Genomic DNA, 23,289 nt, shown 5'->3' with positions numbered 1-23,289 from the left:
TAATCAAACAAATATCGCTTGATAAACATATAAAATGATTATACTCAAGATAATCGAAATGTTAGTAACCATACCTACTAAAGGCAATGTCTTGTATTTAAATTGAATAGAATACGGAATAATCGCTACTCCTACTGGTAATAACCAAGCAATGAGTAATGTCGTTTTAATCATATTATCTGAAACGGGTAAGAAGAAATGAGCGAGTAAACCAGCTAATAAACCTAAACCATAATGAGCTAATAAATATTTAACTGCGATTGGTAGGAAATGACGTTCAATTTTAAAATTAAGCATAACACCTAAAAGAATCATTGATAGTGGCATATTCGCTTTAGATATTATAGTGAAAAAATCAATTGATACTTTAGGCAAATGAATATTTAACATATTTAAAGTAAACATGACGATATATGTGACAAGGGGCACAGAAGTAATTAATTTTTTGCCTAAAAATTTAAAATCAAACTGATCTCCACCTTGACTGAAATAGCTTCCTACAAAATAAGTTACTCCAAACATAATAATTGCCCCACCTATATCAGCCATTCCAAAATAAATCATTCCATTTTTGGGCCAAATCGTATCAACAAGTGGATATGCAAATAAACCTATATTAAGTGATGCAGTCATCATTCCAACTGTACCTTTAATATGATTGTTATGCTTATTAAACAGCCACAATACAGTGACTTTAGCAAGGACGCCATACACAATCATCATTATAGGTAATATCGAAAATGAAAAATCTAATTCTGCACTATTGAGATTGACAATGACTAAAGAAGGTAGTGTGACATTGAGTACTAATGTTGATAATACTTGACTATCTGCCGCTTTTAAAAAGTTTATCCGTTTCAATAAATAACCTAATGCTATTAAAAGAATAATCATCATAAACTGCTCTGTCACGATAGTTCCTTCCTTCTTTTTAACATTATTATTACAGTTAATTACTTTAACATAATTTACTTCATTTTTAGAAGTGGATTGTTTCATGATATAATTCAATGTGATTGTTAAATTTTGAAATTAAAGGGGTTTAAGATTAATGAATTTAGAATCACAATTAGATGAATTAAAGTATGATTATGTTCGTTTACAAAATGACCTCGAGAAACGGGAATCTTTAAATCAAAATATAGACCCTCTCGTTAAGCAACTTAAAAATATTGAATTACAAATCTCTGAGATACGTTCAAAGTTACGTCAGAAATAAATAATTTTTCTATCTTATGAGATGATTAAAGTTGTGTAAATCTAGTATGATTTCTATTCAATAATTCAATCAGCTACTTCGAATTTGTTATATAGAATCAAAATTATATTTTGTCTAAGGTTCATTATAGAAAGGAAGACAACAAGTGAAACTTTACTTATTATTATTGCCTATTTTATATCTCATCGTTAGTTACATAAGCATTTTTAAAATGCATTCGATTATTACTCGCATTTTACGCATTATTATGGGTGTATTATTACTGTTTGTACTAGCAGTTACAACTCTACAATTCCCTGCTGAAAACTGGTGGGTATTTATTGTTTTAGCATTACTGGTTGGTAATGTTGAAATTACCGCATTCAAAGAATTGAAACATGATACTAAAGCTGTTTCAATTTTAAATATTTTATCAGTTATATTATTTATCATTTATGTTATTTTAACTTTTATCATGTATTAAATTAGTATAATTCAGTCAACTACTGTCAATATATAGTTATAGCCTGAGACATTGATTAATGTCCCAGGCTTTTGTTCTTTATTTTCTTGTTAACCTACCTTTAAGTGTAAAGAGAATTTCGTAAATTACGGGAACAACAATTAATGTAAGTAGTGTAGATGAAATCAATCCTCCGATTACAGTTGCTGCCATACCTTTTGAAATTAATATTGAACTATCTTGTCCAAATAATAAAGGCAATAATGCACCAATTGTTGCAATGGCAGTCATAAGAATTGGTCTAATACGAGTGCTTCCCGCTTCTAACAATGCCTCCTTCATTGGCATACCTTCATGTTCATTTGTTATCACACGATCAATTAACACTATGGCATTGGTTACTACGATACCAATTAACATTAACATTCCAATTAAACTTGGAACAGATATTGTTTCACCTGTAATCAATAATGCTAATACGACACCAATAATAGTAAATGGTAGTGAGAATAGTATTGTGAAAGGTGCTAAGCCACCTTTAAATGTGATGACTAATACTAAATATACGATAACAATAGCGACTAACATGGCGAATGCCAATTGAGTCATTGCTTGATTAATGTCATCAGTAGCACCACCCACATTAATTTTAACGTTGTCTGGTTTATCTACATGATTGATTTTATTCATTACCTTACTAGATACACCACCTACGTCTGAATCAGTAATTTTACCGGAAACAGTTGTTGCGTAGTCACCATCTTCTTGAACTAATTTACTTGGCGTAGTTGTACGTTCTAGTTCGGCTATATCTTTAAGTTTTACCGTTTCGCCTGTTGGGGATTTTAATTCCATATTATTTAATTTATTTCGAGACCAATCCGTCTGCTTGTTTTGTTTTACTTTAACATCGACTTTATTGTCATTTTCTTTAACTGTAGTAATCGTCTTTTCAGGCAAATTCTCATTTAAATTTAATGCTAATTGTCCTGCAGAAATACCTTTCTCTGTTGCTTTATTTTGATCTACTTTAATTTCATATTGATCATAGGTTTGCGATAAATCTGATTTTACATTGGTGATCCCGTTTACTGATTTTATCTTTTGCTCTACTTTAGCAACTGTATCTTTAATTGCATTCGTAGATGGCCCTTTGACTGTAACTTCAACTAAATCATTACCAGAACCATTTCCCATGTCTTGATTTTTCCATTCACCTGGTTGATTCATTTTTGATAAATGGGAGATAACTTTATCAGGCTCTTCTTCAAAGTTAGGTGTATCTTTGTCATATTCAACCATAATAGCCATACTATTCGTACTACCAGTTAGGTCTGCTGGCGAAGGACCTCCCACGGAATATTGAACTGTTTTTACTTTATCCTTGGATTGTAAATATTTTTGTGCTTGCTTTGCATGATCTAAAACAGCTTTTTCAGTTTCACCGGGTTTAGGTGTATAGGTTACGGCTAAGAATTTGTCATCACCTGTTGAAATATAGCTTGTACCTAATTTTGCACCACCTAACGCAATGCTTCCTACTAGAATAACGACACTAATAATTAAGACAATCCATTTATGATTTAATGACCAGTTTAAAATTTTACGATAACTCTTGCTTACAACACCTAGTCCTCTATCATTCTGATGTTGTGAATTACGTTTTAACTTAATACCTTTTTTGAAAAATGTAGAAGCCAATGCTGGCACCACAGTAATGGATACAAGTAAAGATGCTAATAAACTAAATGCAATTGCTAATGCGAAAGGTCTAAACATTTCACCAACTGAACCTGACACAAATGCTAGTGGTAAGAACACGATTATAGTAACAATTGTAGAAGATAAAATCGGTTTAAATACTTCTCTTGTTGCACTAATGACTAAATTGTTGCCAGACAATTCTTCTTTAGGATCTGATAATCTTCGATAAATATTCTCTACAACAACAATTGAGTCATCTATCACACGACCAATAGCAATTGTTAATGCACCTAATGTCAAAATGTTTAGCGATACATCACTTAATTTTAATGCGATAAGTGCTATTAAAATCGAAAGCGGAATGGAAACAATTGAGATAGCCGTTGTTCTAATATTTCTCAAGAATAATAAGATAACTATAATTGCGACAATCGTTCCTAAAGCTGCTTTTTCAACCATTGTATATAATGAATCTTCAATTGGTTTAGCAGTATCCATGGTTTTCGTAGCTTTTATGTCATCAGTATTTTTTACAAATTCATCAATTTTCTTTTGAGCTTCTTTAGCAACTTGAACTGTGTTGGCATCTTGTGCTTTCATAATTTGTACATTAACTGCATCTTTACCGTTCGTCTTAGAAATTGACTCACGTTCATCTCCTACAGTTATTGTTGCTAAATCACTTAATGGGAGGCTAGGCATTTCTCCACTTGAAGCTTGAGATTGATTAGTCATTTGAGATTGAGAACTTGAAGATGATGTATTATCTCCAGTACTACTCATCTCACTACTTGATTGATCATCACTACTGCCTGATTGACTCTGGCCACTTATTGTTAATGGGATTTCTAAGTCTTTGAGTGCTTTAACAGATTTAAATTGACCATCAACTACTAAAGATTTTTCATTTTTTCCAAATTGAAATAATCCTAGAGGTGTTTCACGAGTTGCTGTTTTTATGTAATTTTCTACGTCATCAGCTGTTAGTCCCGCTTCATCTAATTTGTTTTGTTTAAATTTCAATGTAACTTGTCTCGTTGTTTGACCATTAAGTTGAGCATTCTGAACGCCATCAACGGTTTGTAATTTAGGAATAAGTTGGTCATTAATTTCTTTTGTTGTGGTTTTTAAGTCATCATTTTTATTAGTAAATGAATAAGCTACAATTGGGAATGCATCCATAGAATTTCGTGTTAATTCTGGCTCACTAACCCCATCTTTTAAGTCTAATTTATCTATTTCTTTCTTTAATACTTCTTCAGCTTTATCCATGTCTGTACCGTTATTATATTCAACAGTTACAATTGATGCATTTTGTATCGACTGTGTCTCTACACTTTTAACATATGCTAGAGATCGTACTTGGTTATCAATTTTAGAACTAATCTCATCTTGGGTTGTTTGAGGTGTAGCACCTGGCATTGTTGTTTGTACAGATATAACTGGATTTTCGACATCTGGAAGTAATTCTAATTTTAATTTAGCACTAGAATATACGCCTCCTAAAATTACTAAAACAACCATTAAGAAAATTGCGAATTTATTTCCCAACGAGAACGTTAACATCTTCTTTATCACTTATTTACTTCCCCCATTCTTTTTCTTTTAAAAAGCTATAATTTTTTTTATTTTTTAATTATTCCTATTATCCTAAAAAAATCTGAACGTCACAATGATTATTGTGGAATCGTTCAGATTTAAATTTAATCGTTAATGACTATTTGCCTTTTAATTTACGAGAAATTTTAATTTTAGCTTTTGTTAATCGCGGTTTAACTTGTTCAATTAATTGATAAAGGGGTTGATTTAATACATAGTCAAATTCGCCTATCTTTTCACTTAAATAAGTGCCCCAGACACGTTTGAATGCCCATAAACCGTAGTGTTCAGAGTCTTTATCTGGATTATTATCAGTTCCACCAAAATCATATGTTTTAGCGCCATGTTCACGCGCAAACTTCATCATCTCATATTGCATATGATGGTTAGGCAAGAAGTCACGGTAATCATTCGATGAAGCACCATATAAATAATATGATTTAGATCCTGCAAACATTAACAATGCACCAGATAAATAAATTCCATTAGGATGTTTTGCTAATAAGTCAGTCATGTCGTCTTTTCTTTCAATAGATTTTTGAATTTTAGCTTCGACATCGTTTAATTTATTTTTAGTCTTGTTACTTTGCTTTCTCTCATATTTATTTTGAAGTTGTGTTTTTTCGTTTTCAAGTTCCTCAAGTTCATTATCAATATCATCTAAGACAGGTTTTGGTTCTAATTTCACAAGGAATAATTCAGCATCGCCATCTTCATGAAGTGAATCATAAATATTTTGGAAATAGCTTAAATCACGTGTTAAAAAGCCGTCACGTTCTCCTGTTATTTTCATTAATTCAGCGAAATTTTTAAGCCCTTCTCGATTTGAACGTTCAACTTTAGTACCACGTTTCAATGAGAGTCTTACTTTAGAACGATTACGGCGCTCAAAACTTTGGAACATTTCCTCATCTGATTTATCTATTGGCGTAATCATTGTCATACGTGGTTGAATATAGTCTTTAGACAACCCTTCTTTGAAACCTTTATGTTTGAAACCTAGCGCATTTAAATTTTTAAGTGCATCTATGCCTTTATCAACTTCTACATCTGGATCAATTTTAATAGCATAGGCTTTTTCTGCTTTAGCTACTTTTTTAGTTTCTTCTAATAACTGTTCCAATGCAGCTTTATCACTATAATCCGTTACGAAACCACGAGAAACGTAACATAGCGTGAATGGTAGTTTAGGTATCTTTTTAAATAATAATTGACCTACACCTTTAATCTCACCATCTTCGCCCACTGCCACACGCTTTGAATACCATCCTGTTAGGCGTTTAGTTTCTGCCCATTTTGTTAACTGTAATAAATCACCATTAGGATGAGCTTTCACAAACGCATCATGCTCTTGGTTAGTGATATTCATCTTTTCCATGCTATAAAAACTCCTTTTTCTTTACATTAATTATAATTATACAATGTCATGTTTTGAGTGTCGACAAACTCGCCGTGCAATTAAAATATTATTTCTAGTTTTAAATATTTGATATAATATATAAACTTAAAATTTTAAATTAGTCTTTAAAAAGAGGTTTAACATGCGATATTTATTATTAATACTATTTATTTTGTTTAACGCGATAGCTATTGTTGTCACTATGACTCAACCTTTAACAGTTTCATATTTTAGTTTAAGAGTAATGTTCGTTGGACTGTCATTCGTCTTAACTATCTTTTTCTTGCTTTTAAGGAAGTCTAAAGTAACTACATATCTCAGCATATTATCTCTAATACTTTCAATCGTTCATATGTCACTAATCGCCCATAGTACTTATATTTATCTATACTAATCTTCAGGCTCGAATCGATATTTTGCACCTTTCGTAATAATTGAGTATGGTACAGTTGTTTCTGTATCTTTAAATATAATCGTGTTATAGCCTGACGTTTTACCATCTTGAATACGGTAAATAATATGGTCTACCGTTAATTGTACATCTGTATAATTATCTCCTTCTTCAAGGATAGTCACATCGAACCATTTTTTCCATTTAGATAGTGTTTTAGAGCGTTTTTCACTATCAATAATTATTTTATGGATTTTAAATTGTTTTTGGAAAAGAGTGTCTAATTTCTGATTGTGCACTTCTTCCCTTTCCTCCCATTCTATGAAAAATGGAGGCTTTACCATGTAATCAGGGTCTGCAATGTAAAGTAATTTCCAATTTACTTTATCGTCTTTTTTATTCTCTCTATGCATTTCGACTGGTCCAATCGTATCAATGTTGCGTTCTTCTAAAGATTGTTTTATTAATTCAATATTTGATGTTCTTAATGCAATTGTTTTAAACCCTTGTTTGTAGTGATCTTGAACGATTTTAGTCGCAAAAGCAACACGACCTTCTTCTGTTTTAGCCTCTTTATTTAATTTTTCTTTATCTTCTACATCTATCAATTCTATGTAATTTTCATTAATATATGATAAACGATTGAATGTTCCAAATTTGTGATGTTTGCCACCAGAACTAATTTTCAGAATTTCTCCTGGATATTTAAAATTTTTAAGATTGTCTACATAATGAATAATATGGTCAAATCTGAGTTCCATTGATCGTATTCCCCTTTAATTGTTCGACTTGCATCTATCTTATCAAACTTCTTGTATTATTACTTCTTTTATTCACATAACTTATTGATTTAGTATTGCATTTTTTAAAAAAACGTCATATAATATTTTTCGTCTCAAAATAGTTAGCAAAGCTAACTTATTGGAAGGAGTCTATTATGTTAACAAATGAATTTTTTAACAGTTTCATCGGTTTATACCGACCATATATGAAACGAACGCAATCGATACTCGACCAATTTGATTTACATCCTGGTCAATGGTTGATCTTAAGAGATATTGCCAGTACCTCTCCAACGACCTTAGTTCATATTTCTAAACGTCGTTTTATAGAAAAACCCACTACACGTAAAATTATTAAAGTGTTATATGATAAAGAGTTATTAATTGTAGAACCAAGTAAGGAAGATAAACGTGAGAAGTTACTAAGTCTCTCTGATAAAGGTCAAATATTATATGAAGACGTTTATCGTAAGATATTACCAGTTCAGCGTGAGCTTATTAAAAATGCTGGATTATCTGACGTAGAACTTGAAAATGTTATTTCAGTAATGAACAAACTTCATCATGCATTCTTAGAGGAGGAATCAGAATGACTCAGAATAAGAATGTAAAGCAGCCTATTTTCACGAAAAGTTTTACAGTCAATTTCTCAATCAATTTTTTCGTTTATTTATGTATGTATCTTTTATTAGTAATTATTGCTGATTATTGTAAGACTACTTATCACGCCTCAGATAGTTTAGCTGGATTAGTAGTAGGATTATTTATTATCGGTTCTTTAATAGGTAGATTTGGAACTGGTAAATATGTAAATAAATTTGGTCCAAAAAAAATATTAATTACTGGATTATTATTGCTTGTGATTACACAATTACTTTACTTCATCCCTGGATCAATCACATTCTTAATGTTCGTACGTCTAATTAACGGGATTGCAACTGCTATAGCTACTACTGCAACTGGTACTATTGCAGCACATGTCACACCTGTTGAGCGTAAGAGTGAAGGTATTAGTCTATTTTCACTTAGTTTAGTACTTGGTACAGCTATAGGCCCATTCTTCGGTATCTTATTATTAAAATCATTCTCTATCAATTTACTATTTGCTATATGTGTAGTTTTAGGTGTGATCAGTTTAATAATTTCACTATTTATTAAAATTGATTTTGATGCTGTTCTTAATAAAACAGATGCTAAAATTGCTAAAGCATCAGGCTTTAATATACACAACTTCATTGCAAAAGAAGCAGTACCAGTATCAATAGTTATGATGATTATTGCACTGAACTATGCTTCTATACTGACTTTCTTGAAATTTTTTGCTGAACAACGTCATTTATTAGAAGCATCTAGTTACTTCTTTATTTGTTACGCGATCGCTTCTTTAATTACACGTCCAATTGCAGGTCAAATGATTGATGCACGTACTGAAAATGTTGTCGTTTATCCTGCATTTATCGCACTTATCATTACTTTTGTAGTATTAGTATTCAGTTATAGTGGATGGATGTTATTACTAGCTGGTGTCTTCTTAGGTATTGGTTATGGTAATTTATCATCATCTATGCAGGCTATTGCCATTAAAGTGTCACCTACTAATAAATATGGGATTGCAACTTCAACTTACTTTATTGGTCTAGATATAGGTATAGGATTTGGTCCATCTTTATTAGGCTTATTCACAGGTTTCATTAGTTATACAGAAGTTTATATCATAATGGCTATCGTCGCTGCACTTAGCACCGTACTTTACTTTATTGTTCATGGAAGAAAAGTAAAAACACAATTAAATTAATATCTAGAAAGCGCTAGAAAATATGTCAATATTTCCCAGCGCTTTTTATAATCTATTAATTAGCAATACTAATTGCTTCAATTTCAGATTTCATTTTATCAAGTAATTTCTGTTGCGTTGCATTAAAGAAATAAAATACTTGTCGTTCATCAGTTTCAGATCGTAATTTAGAAATAAGTTCTTTCTTATAAATTTTACGTATTATTACATCTATTTTACTTGTATCCCACAACATCTCGAAATGTAATGTGTCACGTAACTCCTTACCACTAATTTTCTTACCTTCATAAACTTTAAATAACACTACAAATTCCTCTATTGAGATTTTGTACGATGATTTTAACCAATGTTTCAACTGGCTTAATTCTCTTTCTGCTGCAATAAAACGTTGTACTTTTTCTGTTGTCATAATTAAAGCCCTCCAATGTAGATTCTAAGATGTAGTTATAGCTTTATAAATTGAATTTCCTTAATAAAATTATATAACATATACACAATTTAATCTATTACAAATTTTATTTATTTTCCGATTAATATTTAATACAAATTCAGTTATTCATATACTCAATGCTATTATGATAATCATATTCTTTAATCATAGGTATTACATTCAATAATGATTTACTTTAAATTTAAACTATTAATTGAATATATTTTCCAAAAATAAAAAACTCTAGCAATAGTCGTAAACCATTGCTAGAGAAGTATATCTAACCACCTATGTAGTTCATATTAATTTTTTTGCGTTGTCTATTTTTAACCGTTTGCTCTGTACGTTCATCTGAATAACGATCATCTCGAACATTCCATAAGCTTATAAGTTGTTCTCTTAATTCGTCATCAGTTACGCCTGATCGTATAAATGATTTAATATTAAAGCCCTCAACAGTACTGAATAAACATCCGTAAAATTTACCATCAGATGATAATCGTGCTCTCGTGCAAGTAGAACAAAATGATGCTGACACACTTGTAATTAAACCAAATTGAGCGCCATTATCTTTGTGCTTATAGTACTTCGCTACTTCTCCGAAATATTTTGGGGGTACTGGTTCAATATCAAAATGAGACTCAATCATATATAGCATCTCATTTTTAGTTACAACTTTACTAAAATCCCACCCATTATCATTACCTACATCCATGAACTCGATAAATCTGATTTCAATATTCTTATCTTTAAAGTAATCTACCATTGGAATAATTTGATCATCATTAATACCTTTTTGAATGACAACGTTTACTTTAACATGGAAACCAATAGAAACGGCGTAATCAATTTGATCTAAAATGGTAGTTGCTTTGATATTGCGATTATTTATCGCTTGGAACACTTCATTATCTATGGCATCTAAACTAACATTAATGCGACGCAAACCGGCATCGTATACTTTTTGTCCATGTTTTTTTAATAATAGACCATTAGTGGTCATACCGATATCTTCAATACCATCAATTTGATTTAACTCAGCTATAAGTTGATATAAATTTCGTCTAAGTAGTGGTTCGCCACCAGTTATACGTAACTTCTTCACACCAAGTTCTGCATACACTTTCGCGATTCTAACCATTTCTTCAAACGTTAATAACTCATCTTTAGGTAGGAATACATAGTCATCACCGAAGATTTCTTTAGGCATGCAATAGTCACATCTAAAATTGCAACGGTCTGTTACTGAGATACGCAAATCGCGAATGGGTCGACCTAATTTATCTTTGATTTGTGCAACCATAAATGGACCCTCCTTAATGATTTATCTGTTGTTTCAAGTCATCTAAATCTTCTTGATAGTTGATATTCTTATACCAATATTCAGGTGATTGTATGTTAGTAACATCTAAACATTCCGTCGTCACATTGTTATAAACATGTCGTAAACTATAATCATTCGAAGCTAAAGCTTCATCCATAACGTTTATACAATTTGGATGATAAAAGGCCATAGTTGGTATAACTCGATCATGTTCAGAATAAGCAGCTATATCAATTTGATCTTCTATGAGTCTTGATACTAAAAATTGGTATAAAGCACTAATAGCCTTACCTGTTACCATAGGGGTATCAACAGATATTACAAAAAACAGTTCTTCATCGTTGTATTGTTTCATTACAGTATGAATACCAGCAAGTGGACCTTTATCTTTATTGTTAGCGTCATCTATAATAACATTGTCATGTTTAAATTGATTAGCTAATTGATCATTGGTGCTTATAATAATATCATTAAACATATTAGTTTCTTGTAAGGTTTGAACAATTCGTTGGTAAAATAATTGTCCATCTATTTCGGCAAATGCCTTTGCCTTACCAAAACGTTCTGAATGACCACCTGCTAAAATAATTGCTTTCATTTCCCGTTAACCTCCACTTACTGGAGGAATCAATGCAACAATGTCTGTTGGTTGTATGATATCCTCATCCTGTACAAATTCTTCATTTACTGCAACCTGAAACTTTTTAGATTTAATTGAAGGATGTCTTTCAAACAGATATTGATTAAAAGCATCAACGTTAATTGCTTCATTAATATCAATTGTTTCACTATCAGTTTGCAAAATTTCTTTTATTTCAGCGAAGTATAATACCTTCACGTTAGTCCTCTCCTTTAGTAGCTAGATCGTGGCTACCTCTTTGATGTCCTTGCCACTCTGCACCGTCTTCCCAAATTTCCTTTTTCCAGATTGGAACGACTTCTTTAATACGTTCAATAGCATATTCGTTAGCTCTATATGCATCTTTACGATGGGGTGATGAAACTGCAATTAACACCGCTATATCTGAAATTTGAAGTGGCCCAATGCGATGAACAATTGTTGTAATCGTCCCTGGCCAACGCGTTTTTATCTCATCGCCTATTTGTGCTAATTTTTTCTCTGCCATAGGTACATATGCTTCGTATTCTAGATATTCTGTTTTAATACCTTTAGTCCATTCTCTTACATGTCCTGTAAATACAACTACAGCACCTTGGTGTTCATTTATAGTAAATTCTCGGTACTGTTCTGTTTGGATGGGTTTAGTAACGATTTCAAATTGTTTCATTTAATGTCAATCCCTTTGCTCTATCCATTGTAATAACCAATAATCATATTGTGATAACGCGTGTTTATCATGAACATAATAACAATATTTAACACCAGTTAATTGCTTTAACTGTTCTAATTCTTCAGTAGTCTGATAGACGACCACTTTATCAAAATGTTCATCTTTAAACCCTTCAACCAAAATGATATTACAATCAATTGTAACAGATTGGTCAATCATTTGAGTAAGATTTTGTTTATATGCACGCGTGACAGTTTGTTGATAGTGTTCACCTTGCACAATACTTTGATCTGCTCCAGCATTAAAATGTTTCATATGATCTACATGGTCTTCTTGAAGCGTTATATCATCACCAATGTGGCCATGATGCTTGATTGTGACTATTGTGTAACCATAAGATTTTAAAAATTGTATCGTATGTTGCATCAAGGTTGTTTTTCCTGAATTTTTAAAACCAACTATTTGCAAAATCATAGTGTCATTTCCGTTTCATAGACATTCGATTCAGTTAAAATAACATTAACTGTATGACCTGCTTTAAATCCTCTAGTGCCCCCTGGCAACATAATCATTGAATTGCTATGTGCAATTGCTACTACTGCACCAGATTTATTAAATCCTGATGGCACTACTGTCGCACCACTCTGTGAAAATGTAGCAGATGCTCGAATAAAACGAGTAAAGGGATTCGCCTTAGTAAAATCTTCCATTAAAGTAGCTTTAACAACTTGAGGGTAATAGGCAGTTGCCCCCATCATATGTCGAATCGCAGGTTTGACAAATAATTCAAATCCAGTGAAACAAGCTGATGGATTACCTGATAAACCAAACAAATATTGCCCATTTGCAACAGCTACGGTTGTTACACTACCTGGTCTCATTGCAACTTTATTAAATAACACCTCTGCATTTACAGCTTTGTAAATTTCAGGTAGATAGTCAAAATCTCCAACAGAAACGCCACCCGTAGTAATTACGATGTCATGTTTTGACATGGCATCTTTGACAACTGAAATACTATTTTGCAAATCATCTTGTTGAATTTTATATGCTTCAACGTTTAATCCAGCTTTTGCAGATAGTGCTTTGATCATTGGACCATTTGAATTGCGTATTTTACCTGGTTGTAATTCATCATCCACATCTAATAGTTCACTACCAGTTGCAATGACTGCAATACTTGGGCGTTGTGTCACAGGAACTTTAGAGTAACCATATGTTGCTAGAACGGCTATTGCACCTGGATTAATGATTTGACCTTTTTTCAAGACAATATCACCTGTTGTTGTTTCTTCACCCTTAAGAGATACATTTTCATTTGCTTCAAATGACTTACGTATTGTAAACGTATCTCCATCCTCAACTGTTTGTTCAAACATGACTACTGCATCTGCACCTTCTGGAATTTGGGCTCCTGTCATAATACGTACTGCTTCATTTTGACCTAGTATTTTATCTGAAACTGAACCTGCGCCTATATGATCAATCACTTTAAATTGTTTACGATTTTCTGAGTATGCACCAGCAGAATCTTTACTTCGAATAGCAAACCCGTCATAAGGTGATTTATTAAAACGAGGAATATCATAAGTTGCAACAATATCCTCCGCAAGTACATATCCTAAGCTATCTTCTAACATCACTTCTGTAGTATTCAAATATATATCCTGTTGAACAACACGATTTATCGCTTCTTTAACTGGTATTGCGTTTCTTTTTTCAACTGACATACTTATCATCTCCAAATTATAATTTAAAATCATGATATACTAACCCTATCAGGAGGGTTATTATGTCAAAATTCACTCATATCAATGAACAAGGTAATGCTAAAATGGTAGATGTATCAAATAAAAATATTACTAAACGTACTGCTCAAGCTCATTCTAGCATTACTGTTAATGAAACAATTTATCAACAAATTATAGATAATACTAATAAAAAAGGCAATGTACTTAACACTGCACAAATTGCCGGTATTATGGCAGCTAAAAACACATCGACGATTATACCTATGTGTCATCCTCTACCTTTAACAGGTATAGATGTTCAATTTAACTGGCAAATTAATGATAATACTACATACACATTAAATATCACGGCTATTGTCTCCACTACAGGAAAAACAGGCGTTGAGATGGAGGCATTAACAGCCGCTTCTGCAACTGCTTTAACTGTTTACGATATGACCAAGGCAGTCGATAAAGGTATGATTATCGGTGAGACTTACCTTGAATCAAAATCAGGTGGCAAATCAGGTGACTATCGTCGTTAAGTTATTTCGAGCGCTCATATAATGTTTCAATTTAAATAATAAAGTCATGGATGCAAAACTTCAATTAGGGAAACCTATCATTTAAGTTTAAATCCATGACTATTTTTTTATTTATTCAATTCATGCAACATATGGTTTAATTCTGGCTTGATTAACTTTTCAATAGCCAATTTCACAGCTCCAGTAGATCCTGGTAGAGTATAAATTAATTTGTTCTTCACTGAACCAGCGACTGCTCTTGATAACAATGCTTTAGTTCCGACATCCTCTGTGTAACTTAAATATCTGAATAATTCTCCAAAACCTTCGATTTCTTTATCCAAAAGTGGCTTAACCGCTTCTATCGTAACATCTCTTTGTGCAATGCCAGTTCCACCAGTTGTAATTATGACATCAATATCAGATGCCAACCATTGTTCAATTTGAGATTGAATAGCTACTTTATCATCTTTGACAATAGCATAGTTTGAATTTAATACTTCGACATTGATATCTTGTATTAAAGTTTGTACAAGTTGACCACCTTTATCCGTCTCTTTATCCCTAGTATCAGATACAGTTAAAACTGCACATTGAATCATTCTATCTACTTTCGCGTGATCATGTTGATGCATTAATTCCACTCCTATCCGAATAATTGATTGATTAAATGAATGGCATCTAACGTCTTCGTAGTACCATGTATAAGCATTCGTCCACCCTCAAAACTAACAATTCGATGTCCTTTATATTCAAACATTATCATATATTTATTTTCTCGATAATTAAGGTGATGTTGCTTAAGAAATTCACGTACCATTTCCTGGGAAATTTTATCATTATCATATTGTACTGTATCTCTACCACATAACGTTGCATATAATGTATGCTGTTTATTTAAATATGGAAAGGAAGGATTTGAACCACATGTTGGACACTCTTTTCTAAACATACGGCTAAAACCAAATGTAAAATGTTGACCATCCCATATATCTCCATAAGTTAATTTAGTAGGCACTGATTGCTCAGTTAATAATTTAAAGGCATCTCGCAATTGAAAACTTGTAGTCATCGTAACAGCAGGTTGTATAACACCTACAGTGTCACAAGTTAAATTAATTGCTGGTAGTTGAGGCATTAAACAGTTAAAACAAGGTGTCTCTCCTGGAATAAATGCTGCTTCTATATAAGTACTCTGCACGACCCCACCATATATCCAAGGTATATTCTCTTTAAAAGAAAAGTCATTAATTAATTGTCTTGTTTCAAAATTATCTGTCGCATCAATAATAAGATCTACATGTTTAGCATACTTATCTAAAAAATAATAATCGACATGTGTAATAAAAGTTTTTAGTTTCAAGTCATGGCGCAATGCTTTTAAATGGCGTTCCGCTGCTACAACTTTAGGCAACATAGTATTAGCATCTTCTTCAGTAAATAATGTTTGTCGTTGTAAATTGCTAAATTCAATATAATCTCTATCTACAATTGAAAGTGTTTTGATTCCCGCACGAACGAGACCCTCAGCAACATGGGTTCCTAACGCTCCCATACCAACAATGAGTACATGTTTTTGACTAATTTTCTGTTGTCCTTCGTGTCCTATTCCTTTAAACAAAGTTTGTCTAGAATAACGTTCACTCGTCATTTTCATTGCCCTCTCTAGTTAATATCCATTTCTATCATTATATCGAACAAAGCGGGAGTGGTACAGAATTCAATATGAATTCATCGGCCACACCCGCAATGTTGACTAGATTTAATAATAGTCTATTATAAGCATCTTGTTAACTTAGATAATAATCATAATTCTGCTATAACGCTAAAATTTTATAATTTTCATCCCAATCTATCTTTAATTAACCTATCTTAATAATTTTATCAGCCAATACTTCAGCTTCAAAATTAGAATGTGTGACAAAGATGATTGGTATTTTCCATTCTTTAAAAATACGTTTAATTAACTTTATTCCTTCATCTCTCGTTGCATCATCTAGACTTGAAAATGGCTCATCTAATAAAATCAAGTCTGGCTTTGTACTTAGTGTTCGAGCTAAAGCAACACGTTGAGATTCTCCACCAGAAAGTGTCGATGGATATTGCTCTTTTAGATAATGAATATTTAGACGATCCATTAAATCATCTATATGGACAGATGGTTTAGACATAAAAGTTATATTTTTGTAAACTGTCATATTAGGAAACAATTGGTAATCTTGGAATAAATAGCCAATTTTGCGATTTTGTATTTTCAGATTGACTTTATGCTCAGTATCAGTAATCAGTCTGTCATTGACTTTGATATAGGCTTTATCTGGTGTTCTTAAACCTGCTATCATATTTAGCACTGTGGTTTTACCTATTCCAGAAGGCCCTCGGATTGCGTAAATTTTAGGGACTGTATCGTTAATGTTAATATCAATACATGTCTTTTTTAATTGATATTGAAGCTTTAACTCTAACATCTACTCTACCTCCCTATATTTATCTTTATTCGCAAAATTCAATACACCAATTACCGTAATTGAAAATGCGACTAACACAAGCACCCATAACCAAGCTTGATTTTCTCTACCTTGTTCAACTAAGAAATAAATTTCAAGTGGTAACGTGTTAGTTTTATTGGGTATATAGCCTGCAACCATTAATGTTGCACCGAATTCACCTATTGCACGTGCAAAACTCATCATTATACCCGCTATAATTGAACGTTTAGATAGCGGTAAAATTAGACGATAGAATATTTTATTCTCACTTGCCCCCATGATGCGAGCAGTATTTAGCATTTTCGGGTTAATACTTCTAAATCCTTGAATAGTGTGTTGATACATTAACGGAAAACTAACAATGACAGATGCAATTACTGCACCTGTCATTGTGAATACTACTGGAAGATGTAGTATGTTTTCAAAAAATTGTCCTACAACACTTCTAGGAGAAAATATTATAAGTAAAATAAACCCTAGCACCGTAGGAGGTAGAACAATGGGTAATAATATAAAACTTTCAAGGAGTTTAGTAAGATGCCCTTTTCCTTTATAAAGCAACCGGCAAACAAAGATACCTAGTACTGATACAATAATGGTACTTATGACAGCCACTTGAATCGAAATCCAAAAAGGTGTAATGTCAGGCATACTTATTACCTCCTAAATTTCAAAATGATATTCTTTCAAGATATCTTTTGCTTTTTTAGATTTTAAGAAGTCCATCCACTCTTTTGCAAGTTTCTTATCTGAAGTAGCACCTGCTTCGTAAGTGATTGGTTTTTTAAGTTCAGCTTCTTTAATTTCGTTTACTTTATCTGTTTTCTTTTTATCAGTATATAAATCAGTTTCATAAACAAAGCCCATTTCAGCGTTGCCTTTTTCAACATAATTTAATACTTGTTTAACATCTTTAGCGTAAACTAAATTATCTTTAACTTCACCGTATAAACCTTGATCTTCTATGTATTGTTTCGCATATTTACCTGCTGGAACTGTTTTAACTTCACCAATCGCTAATTTTTCATTATCTTTTAAATCTTTAACTGATGATTTATCGCTATTTTTATCTCCGACTAAGACAAGTTTGTTATGAGCGTATTTATATATATCTTGTGCTTTGTCTTTGTCTTTTAACATATCAACATCTTTAGTATTTGCAGACATGAATACGTCAGCTGGAGCACCTTTTTCGATCTGTTGTCTTAATGCGCCTGAACCACCATAGTTAAAGCTTACATCAACATTTTTATGATCTTTTTTAAATTCTTTTTCTAATGCTTTACTAACATCACCTAAGCTCGCTGCTGCCGAAATTTGTAATTCTTGTTTTTTGTCATTATCTTTTTTACTAGAATCAGATGATTTATTGCCACTATCATTACTACCAGAATTTGAACATCCTGCTAAAATAATTACTAAAGTAGCAATCACTGCCATGAAATGTTTAATATTCATTTCTTAATCCCTTCCTTTTATACATTCAATTATACGCTATTCTTAATCTTTTGAAAGGTATAAATTATAAAAATTCACCTAATATCCATATTATTAAATACATTTAATATACTATTAATTATTTATATGTAATTTAAATCTTTTCAAATTGTGACTAAAAGTTTTAATATAGAATTACATATCCTTAAAGGAGAAATATAAATGAACAAAGATGTGTTACAGGGGCAATCTATTATCCGCTATGAAGATGGACAATTAATAAATACAACAGATAGTTATGTTACAGAATTTCCATTGACTATCAATGTAAACGGTACGGAATTCGCAACGGTTATTTGTAGCCCGACACATATGGAAGAACTTGTAATTGGATTTTTAGCCTCAGAGGGAGCTATTTATAAAAAAGAAGAAATAAAAACATTACAAATAGATGATAGCAAAGGCTTTGCACATGTAGAGTTAACTAAAGATTTAGGCAATCGCTTTGAATACTCTACTAAACGCATGATTGCATCTTGTTGCGGAAAAAGTAGAGAATTTTACTTTCACAATGATGCGGCAATAGCTAAAACCTCAATGTCAAAAATAACATTAACTCCTAAACAAGTACTCAATATGATGACTGGATTACAAACTGCAAGTACATTATTTAAACAAACTGGTGGGTTGCACAATGCCGCCATTAGCGATGGTAATGAATTTTTCGAACATAGACAAGATATTGGTCGCCATAATGCTCTAGATAAACTATATGGGTTTTGTCTTGAAAGACGTATTCCTGTAAGAAATAAGGTGCTTATTTTTAGTGGACGTATTTCATCTGAAATATTATTAAAGGCGGCTAAAATAGGTGTAGGTGTTATATTATCTAAATCCGCACCTACGACTTTAGCTATTACATTAGCCAATGATTTAAATATTACTGCTATTGGCTTTATTAGAGATGGAAGTTTTAATGTTTATAGTCACCCTGAACGTATTAAAGCCACAGAGTAGTTGGAATAATTAGTTTAAACTACTCTGTGGCTTATTTAATTAACTTCTTCTTTAACTATGTGGTAAACAAAACTTTGATACGTATAACCTTGTTTTAAATACATATCTTTTGCTGTGTCTTCTCCATCAGCTACAAGTATAACTGGTCGTTCATTTGCTAAGTTACCTATGTATGCTTGTATTGTTGATCCAATACCTTGTCTTTGAAATTGCTCAATTACACCAAAGCTATCAATTTCAATAGTTTCGTCAGTAATAATAACATCAACAGTCCCTACTGGTTCATTTTCAACATAAGCAACTAATCGTTTTTTATTGTCTTTTTTTTGTAGGATGGTTTGTCTTACATTATTAACACTTTCAATAGCAAATGGTTTACCATAAGGCAATGCAAATGAATAATAGATATTCAAATAATCTTCTATATTGCTTTCATCAACTTCTTTAATGTCTACATCATTTCTACTAGTTAACTGTGTTAATTCAGTTCCTTCTATAATATAGAATTCAAGTATGCCTAATTGAAAACCTCTATCTTTAATTGCATTTATCCACTCCTGGCTTAATCTTTCATTCTCTGGAAAAGTAAACGCTAAGTGATTTGAATCCTGTTTTTGATGCAGTTCATATTGAGAGGTCATATCCTTGAACCACTGATCTAATGTCGGCATTTCTTTATAAAACCACTTATTCGTATCATACTTAAGCGGTTCTAAAGGTGTTAAATAAATAATTTTCTGCTTATCTTCATGATATAAATGCCCATCTTGCGCAATATTATGTATTGATATATTTGACATAGCTATATTCACCCACTCTATTAGCTTGATAAATTTATTGTATCAAACTTTTAAACCGTGAATGATTTAAAAGAGTTACACCAATTAAACTTGCAATAATGGCTTTAATAATATCTCCAGGTATAAATGTAAATGACAATAAGAATGCTTTGCTTGCATGGATATTTATAATGAAGCCCATAATAATCGTACCCACGATATCTAAGAATAATACACCAATAACTAAAGTAGCGACTAATAATATCGCAAAGTTAATTTTATTAAAGTATCGGTCTCTCACTAATCCTATACCAAATGCAACTACTGGATATAAGAATAAGAATCCGGCTGATGGTCCCGCAAATACTCCGATTCCTCCACGTCCACCAGATAGAACTGGTAAACCTGCAGCAGCTAATAGTAAAAAGACGATGATACTCAGTGTCCCATATTTTTTACCTAGAATAATACCCGCTAAAAATATGCCTATATTTTGTAAAACAATAGGTACTGGCATAATTGGAAGCGGGATTCCTGGTACCAATCCTAAAACACAAATAATTGCTGTCATTAAAGCTGTGTAAACTAAATTTCTTGTATTCATGTTGTATCCTCCTTCTACGAAAATGATTATACCACTAATGTAAACTTTATAAAATATAAAGTTTACATTTAAGAAGGAGAATCTACTTTTTTAGCTAAATCAGTAATATAATTAAAGAAGTCATCATGCTTAACATCAGTGACAACTTTGATAGAACGCCCACTTTCTTTAATAAATGTACGTCCTTGACTAGGCCCTTTAAATTCTACATCTACATTCAATGATTTATATTGAACTAAATCAGGTTTCCCTATATAAGCAGTGGTTAAGACATCCCATAAGAAGTATGTAGAATTTGTAATAAAGTGTGTCAAAGGCGGTACTGCAGCATAGCTAACACCTAAAAAATCTACACCTGGATATTGACGTTCATCAGCCCACATTTGTCGAATGTCTAATGTTAACGGAACTTGATTGGTGCTTTCTAAAGCTACCATATCTATCGCTATTTCACTATCAAATACTGTCTTAACCGCATCCGGATCCCAAAACGCATTCCACTCAGCTGTACCATCATGTTCAGGCTCTTCTACGTTACCTTTTTCGAGGAACGTTCCGCCCATCCAAACTAATTTTTCAATATTATTTTGAATGGTAGGTTCAATTTTAAGCGCTTTAGCCAAATCTGTTAGTGGTCCAGTAAATAGTAAAGTTACAGGTTCACTTGATTGACTTAATACTCTCATAATGTCCTCATACGCTTCTATATCACTGATAGTAGACTGTTCATTGGTAGTTGATTCATTTAATATGGGTAACGCATCCATAAAGAATGCATGCATTCTCCATTCTTTTGGAAAAGGATTAGCCCCACGTTCATAGGACAGCGCAACCTGTAAAGAATTATTAGAAAATCGATTTATAATTTTACATGAAGCGCTGACTGAAGGTTCTAAATAACAATCTGCTCCTATAGTACTAACACCTACTAATTCGATATCATCCATTTGTAATAATAAAAACAAAGATATTAAATCATCTACTCCACCATCGTGATTAAAATATACTTTACGCAAAAAGATTCCTCCTTACATACATTTGTAAATTTAAAAAAGCTACGACTACATTATATGTAATCATAGCTTAAATATCATAAATAATTGATTATAGTTTTTATATTTTATTATTTACTAGCTTTAAGTAACTTGTCTTTTAAATTTTTTCTCATAAAGTCAAGCGTATAAGGGTCATTATACCAGTATGTTTCAGCTTTAACTTCAATAACGTTATTATTTTTCACTGCAGGTAAATTTTTCCATATATTAGTTGTTTCATAACTTGGTTTAGATTTACCTTCACCAGTTGATACGATATAATCACCAGCTACGTCTTCAATTTTTTCTTGGCTTACTTCAGCCCAACCTTCTTTCTTAACTAAATCTTGTTGGCCTTTAGGCATTTTTAAATCAAAGGCTTGATATAATACTTCGCCACCACGACCCCAGTTGTCGCCGTAAGTGTAAACTTTTTTATCAAATTCATCTAAGATAGAAACTGTTGAATCTTTACCAATTGCATCTTTGATTTCTTTTCCATCTTTTTCAGTTTGTTTCTTCCATTTGTCTTCCCATTTTTTAACTTCGTCTTCTTTACCCATAATCTTACCTAACATTTCTTGTTGTTCTAAATATTTATGTTTTCCATAATCAACTACAATTGTTGGGGCAATTTTTTGATATTTTTTAATATTTTTATCAGTAGAGTAAGCAATAATTAAATCAGGTTTTTTCTTAGCAACTTTCTCAACGTCAGCTTCACCAATTTTAGTCGTGTCTTTAAATTTATTTTTTAAAATTGGACTTTGATCAACTTGATTATTTACTGCAACAATATTTGCGCCTAATTTATGTAAACCACCCGCAAAAGTAGGTGCTACTACCGCAATACGTTTAGGATCTTTAGGGATTTTTATAGTTTTATCACTATCTAATTTATATGATTTTGTTTCTTCTTTTGAATCGGATTTACCTGAACCACCATTATTACCACATGCAGCTAAAACGATGATTAGAACAAGTAAAGGTAAAATTAACTTTTTCATAACATCCTCCTATTGAAAACGATTATCAATTTCATCAAAAATTATATCCTACTACCTCTTTATTTACAATAAAAATTTTAATAATTTGTGAAATTAAAAAGAGGCTGAGACAAAATAAAATGTCTCAGCCTACTTTATCATTTCGTCAGTAGCTGACTGATTTGAAAATGTACTTGAATCAAGCTTTTTTCAAACCTAGTCATCCTTGCCTGGTAGGCGGGGCCCTAACAAAGAGAATTTCTTAAAGAAATTCTACCAGCTAAGCAAGTTGGGGTTCGGGGCCCCAGCAAA

The 23,289-nt window shown here is 32.0% G+C and carries 27 protein-coding genes; 7 read left to right on the top strand and 20 right to left on the bottom strand.

Features of this window, described 5'->3' with window-relative positions; genetic code table 11:
• Window positions 1–3: 3 nt before the first annotated feature.
• The gene (locus HMPREF3265_RS01230) at window positions 4–912 is read right to left on the bottom strand and encodes an AEC family transporter (RefSeq protein ID WP_070442384.1); all 909 of its coding nucleotides are present in this window, start codon (window positions 910–912) and stop codon (window positions 4–6) included.
• 139 nt (window positions 913–1,051) lie between these two features.
• On the opposite strand from HMPREF3265_RS01230, the gene HMPREF3265_RS12530 reads away from it, so the two are divergent.
• Together HMPREF3265_RS12530 and mspA are read left to right on the top strand one after the other, a co-directional pair.
• Window positions 1,052–1,219: an SE1832 family protein gene (locus HMPREF3265_RS12530; protein WP_176746613.1), complete on the top strand. Its 168-nt coding sequence runs from the start codon at window positions 1,052–1,054 to the stop codon at window positions 1,217–1,219.
• A gap of 145 nt (window positions 1,220–1,364) precedes the next feature.
• Window positions 1,365–1,682, top strand: a complete 318-nt coding sequence (gene mspA, locus HMPREF3265_RS01225; protein ID WP_070860880.1) for a membrane stabilizing protein MspA — start codon at window positions 1,365–1,367, stop codon at window positions 1,680–1,682.
• 78 nt (window positions 1,683–1,760) lie between these two features.
• Here the strand turns inward: mspA and HMPREF3265_RS01220 are convergent, their stop codons facing one another.
• The gene (locus HMPREF3265_RS01220) at window positions 1,761–4,943 is read right to left on the bottom strand and encodes an efflux RND transporter permease subunit (RefSeq protein WP_070860879.1); all 3,183 of its coding nucleotides are present in this window, start codon (window positions 4,941–4,943) and stop codon (window positions 1,761–1,763) included.
• Window positions 4,944–5,082: 139 nt separating this feature from the next.
• Window positions 5,083–6,342 carry a lipid II:glycine glycyltransferase FemX gene (locus HMPREF3265_RS01215; RefSeq protein ID WP_070442394.1) on the bottom strand — a complete coding sequence of 420 codons (1,260 nt, stop codon included), beginning with the start codon at window positions 6,340–6,342 and terminating at the stop codon, window positions 5,083–5,085.
• Between the two features lie 163 nt (window positions 6,343–6,505).
• Between HMPREF3265_RS01215 and HMPREF3265_RS13065 the strand changes: the two genes are divergently transcribed.
• Entirely contained in the window at window positions 6,506–6,757 is a 252-nt protein-coding gene (locus HMPREF3265_RS13065) for a hypothetical protein (RefSeq protein ID WP_080365854.1), read from the top strand.
• Here the strand turns inward: HMPREF3265_RS13065 and HMPREF3265_RS01210 are convergent.
• Window positions 6,754–7,515: a VOC family protein gene (locus HMPREF3265_RS01210; RefSeq protein WP_070860878.1), complete on the bottom strand. Its 762-nt coding sequence runs from the start codon at window positions 7,513–7,515 to the stop codon at window positions 6,754–6,756. The two genes, HMPREF3265_RS13065 and HMPREF3265_RS01210, sit on opposite strands and share 4 nt — an antisense overlap.
• Before the next feature lie 176 nt (window positions 7,516–7,691).
• On the opposite strand from HMPREF3265_RS01210, the gene HMPREF3265_RS01205 reads away from it, so the two are divergent.
• A complete protein-coding gene (locus HMPREF3265_RS01205; RefSeq protein WP_053024995.1) occupies window positions 7,692–8,129 on the top strand; it encodes a MarR family winged helix-turn-helix transcriptional regulator in 438 nt (145 codons plus the stop codon).
• Entirely contained in the window at window positions 8,126–9,331 is a 1,206-nt protein-coding gene (locus HMPREF3265_RS01200; RefSeq protein ID WP_053024994.1) for an MFS transporter, read from the top strand. Before HMPREF3265_RS01205 ends, HMPREF3265_RS01200 begins: the two co-directional genes overlap by 4 nt.
• Before the next feature lie 55 nt (window positions 9,332–9,386).
• Here HMPREF3265_RS01200 and HMPREF3265_RS01195 read toward each other — a convergent pair whose 3' ends face one another.
• From HMPREF3265_RS01195 to glp, 7 genes are all read right to left on the bottom strand, one after another.
• Complete coding sequence (locus HMPREF3265_RS01195) at window positions 9,387–9,740, bottom strand: SarA family transcriptional regulator (RefSeq protein WP_011275108.1); 354 nt, start codon at window positions 9,738–9,740, stop codon at window positions 9,387–9,389.
• A gap of 301 nt (window positions 9,741–10,041) precedes the next feature.
• Window positions 10,042–11,064: a GTP 3',8-cyclase MoaA gene (gene moaA, locus HMPREF3265_RS01190; protein ID WP_070860877.1), complete on the bottom strand. Its 1,023-nt coding sequence runs from the start codon at window positions 11,062–11,064 to the stop codon at window positions 10,042–10,044.
• A 13-nt stretch (window positions 11,065–11,077) separates the two neighbouring features.
• Window positions 11,078–11,683 carry a molybdenum cofactor guanylyltransferase MobA gene (gene mobA / locus HMPREF3265_RS01185; RefSeq protein ID WP_070860876.1) on the bottom strand — a complete coding sequence of 202 codons (606 nt, stop codon included), beginning with the start codon at window positions 11,681–11,683 and terminating at the stop codon, window positions 11,078–11,080.
• 6 nt (window positions 11,684–11,689) lie between these two features.
• The gene (gene moaD / locus HMPREF3265_RS01180; protein WP_053024991.1) at window positions 11,690–11,923 is read right to left on the bottom strand and encodes a molybdopterin converting factor subunit 1; all 234 of its coding nucleotides are present in this window, start codon (window positions 11,921–11,923) and stop codon (window positions 11,690–11,692) included.
• A 1-nt stretch (window position 11,924) separates the two neighbouring features.
• A complete protein-coding gene (locus HMPREF3265_RS01175; RefSeq protein ID WP_053024990.1) occupies window positions 11,925–12,374 on the bottom strand; it encodes a molybdenum cofactor biosynthesis protein MoaE in 450 nt (149 codons plus the stop codon).
• Window positions 12,375–12,380: 6 nt separating this feature from the next.
• Window positions 12,381–12,851, bottom strand: a complete 471-nt coding sequence (mobB, locus tag HMPREF3265_RS01170) for a molybdopterin-guanine dinucleotide biosynthesis protein B (protein ID WP_053024989.1) — start codon at window positions 12,849–12,851, stop codon at window positions 12,381–12,383.
• A complete protein-coding gene (gene glp / locus HMPREF3265_RS01165; RefSeq protein WP_070860875.1) occupies window positions 12,848–14,107 on the bottom strand; it encodes a molybdopterin molybdotransferase MoeA in 1,260 nt (419 codons plus the stop codon). Before glp ends, mobB begins: the two co-directional genes overlap by 4 nt.
• Before the next feature lie 62 nt (window positions 14,108–14,169).
• On the opposite strand from glp, the gene moaC reads away from it, so the two are divergent.
• Window positions 14,170–14,652, top strand: coding sequence for a cyclic pyranopterin monophosphate synthase MoaC (gene moaC / locus HMPREF3265_RS01160; protein WP_011275101.1), 483 nt, complete (start codon window positions 14,170–14,172; stop codon window positions 14,650–14,652).
• Between the two features lie 107 nt (window positions 14,653–14,759).
• Here the strand turns inward: moaC and HMPREF3265_RS01155 are convergent, their stop codons facing one another.
• The 5 genes from HMPREF3265_RS01155 to modA all read right to left on the bottom strand — a co-directional run bounded on the left by HMPREF3265_RS01155 (window position 14,760) and on the right by modA (window position 18,578).
• Window positions 14,760–15,266 (bottom strand): MogA/MoaB family molybdenum cofactor biosynthesis protein, encoded by a 507-nt coding sequence (locus HMPREF3265_RS01155; RefSeq protein ID WP_011275100.1) that lies wholly within the window; start codon window positions 15,264–15,266, stop codon window positions 14,760–14,762.
• Between the two features lie 11 nt (window positions 15,267–15,277).
• The gene (locus HMPREF3265_RS01150) at window positions 15,278–16,282 is read right to left on the bottom strand and encodes a ThiF family adenylyltransferase (protein ID WP_070860874.1); all 1,005 of its coding nucleotides are present in this window, start codon (window positions 16,280–16,282) and stop codon (window positions 15,278–15,280) included.
• Window positions 16,283–16,493: 211 nt separating this feature from the next.
• A complete protein-coding gene (locus HMPREF3265_RS01145) occupies window positions 16,494–17,099 on the bottom strand; it encodes an ATP-binding cassette domain-containing protein (RefSeq protein ID WP_053024985.1) in 606 nt (201 codons plus the stop codon).
• Complete coding sequence (gene modB, locus HMPREF3265_RS01140; RefSeq protein WP_037549822.1) at window positions 17,100–17,771, bottom strand: molybdate ABC transporter permease subunit; 672 nt, start codon at window positions 17,769–17,771, stop codon at window positions 17,100–17,102.
• 12 nt (window positions 17,772–17,783) lie between these two features.
• Window positions 17,784–18,578, bottom strand: a complete 795-nt coding sequence (gene modA / locus HMPREF3265_RS01135; protein ID WP_053024984.1) for a molybdate ABC transporter substrate-binding protein — start codon at window positions 18,576–18,578, stop codon at window positions 17,784–17,786.
• A 201-nt stretch (window positions 18,579–18,779) separates the two neighbouring features.
• Between modA and fdhD the strand changes: the two genes are divergently transcribed.
• Window positions 18,780–19,574: a formate dehydrogenase accessory sulfurtransferase FdhD gene (gene fdhD, locus HMPREF3265_RS01130; protein WP_070860873.1), complete on the top strand. Its 795-nt coding sequence runs from the start codon at window positions 18,780–18,782 to the stop codon at window positions 19,572–19,574.
• Window positions 19,575–19,609: 35 nt separating this feature from the next.
• Here the strand turns inward: fdhD and HMPREF3265_RS01125 are convergent, their stop codons facing one another.
• The 4 genes from HMPREF3265_RS01125 to HMPREF3265_RS01110 all read right to left on the bottom strand — a co-directional run bounded on the left by HMPREF3265_RS01125 (window position 19,610) and on the right by HMPREF3265_RS01110 (window position 22,998).
• Complete coding sequence (locus tag HMPREF3265_RS01125) at window positions 19,610–20,374, bottom strand: GNAT family N-acetyltransferase (protein ID WP_070860872.1); 765 nt, start codon at window positions 20,372–20,374, stop codon at window positions 19,610–19,612.
• A gap of 34 nt (window positions 20,375–20,408) precedes the next feature.
• Complete coding sequence (locus HMPREF3265_RS01120; RefSeq protein WP_053024981.1) at window positions 20,409–20,957, bottom strand: biotin transporter BioY; 549 nt, start codon at window positions 20,955–20,957, stop codon at window positions 20,409–20,411.
• 68 nt (window positions 20,958–21,025) lie between these two features.
• The gene (locus tag HMPREF3265_RS01115) at window positions 21,026–21,973 is read right to left on the bottom strand and encodes a nucleoside hydrolase (protein WP_070860871.1); all 948 of its coding nucleotides are present in this window, start codon (window positions 21,971–21,973) and stop codon (window positions 21,026–21,028) included.
• Window positions 21,974–22,080: 107 nt separating this feature from the next.
• On the bottom strand, window positions 22,081–22,998 hold the full coding sequence (locus HMPREF3265_RS01110; protein ID WP_070860870.1) for an ABC transporter substrate-binding protein: 918 nt from the start codon (window positions 22,996–22,998) through the stop codon (window positions 22,081–22,083).
• Between the last annotated feature and the right edge of the window lie 291 nt (window positions 22,999–23,289).

The sequence above is a fragment of the Staphylococcus sp. HMSC62B09 genome (genome assembly GCF_001839115.1).
GTDB classification, from domain to species: domain Bacteria; phylum Bacillota; class Bacilli; order Staphylococcales; family Staphylococcaceae; genus Staphylococcus; species Staphylococcus haemolyticus.
The sequence above is the reverse complement of the archived record's forward strand: the minus strand, read 5'-3'. Positions and strand labels throughout refer to the sequence as shown.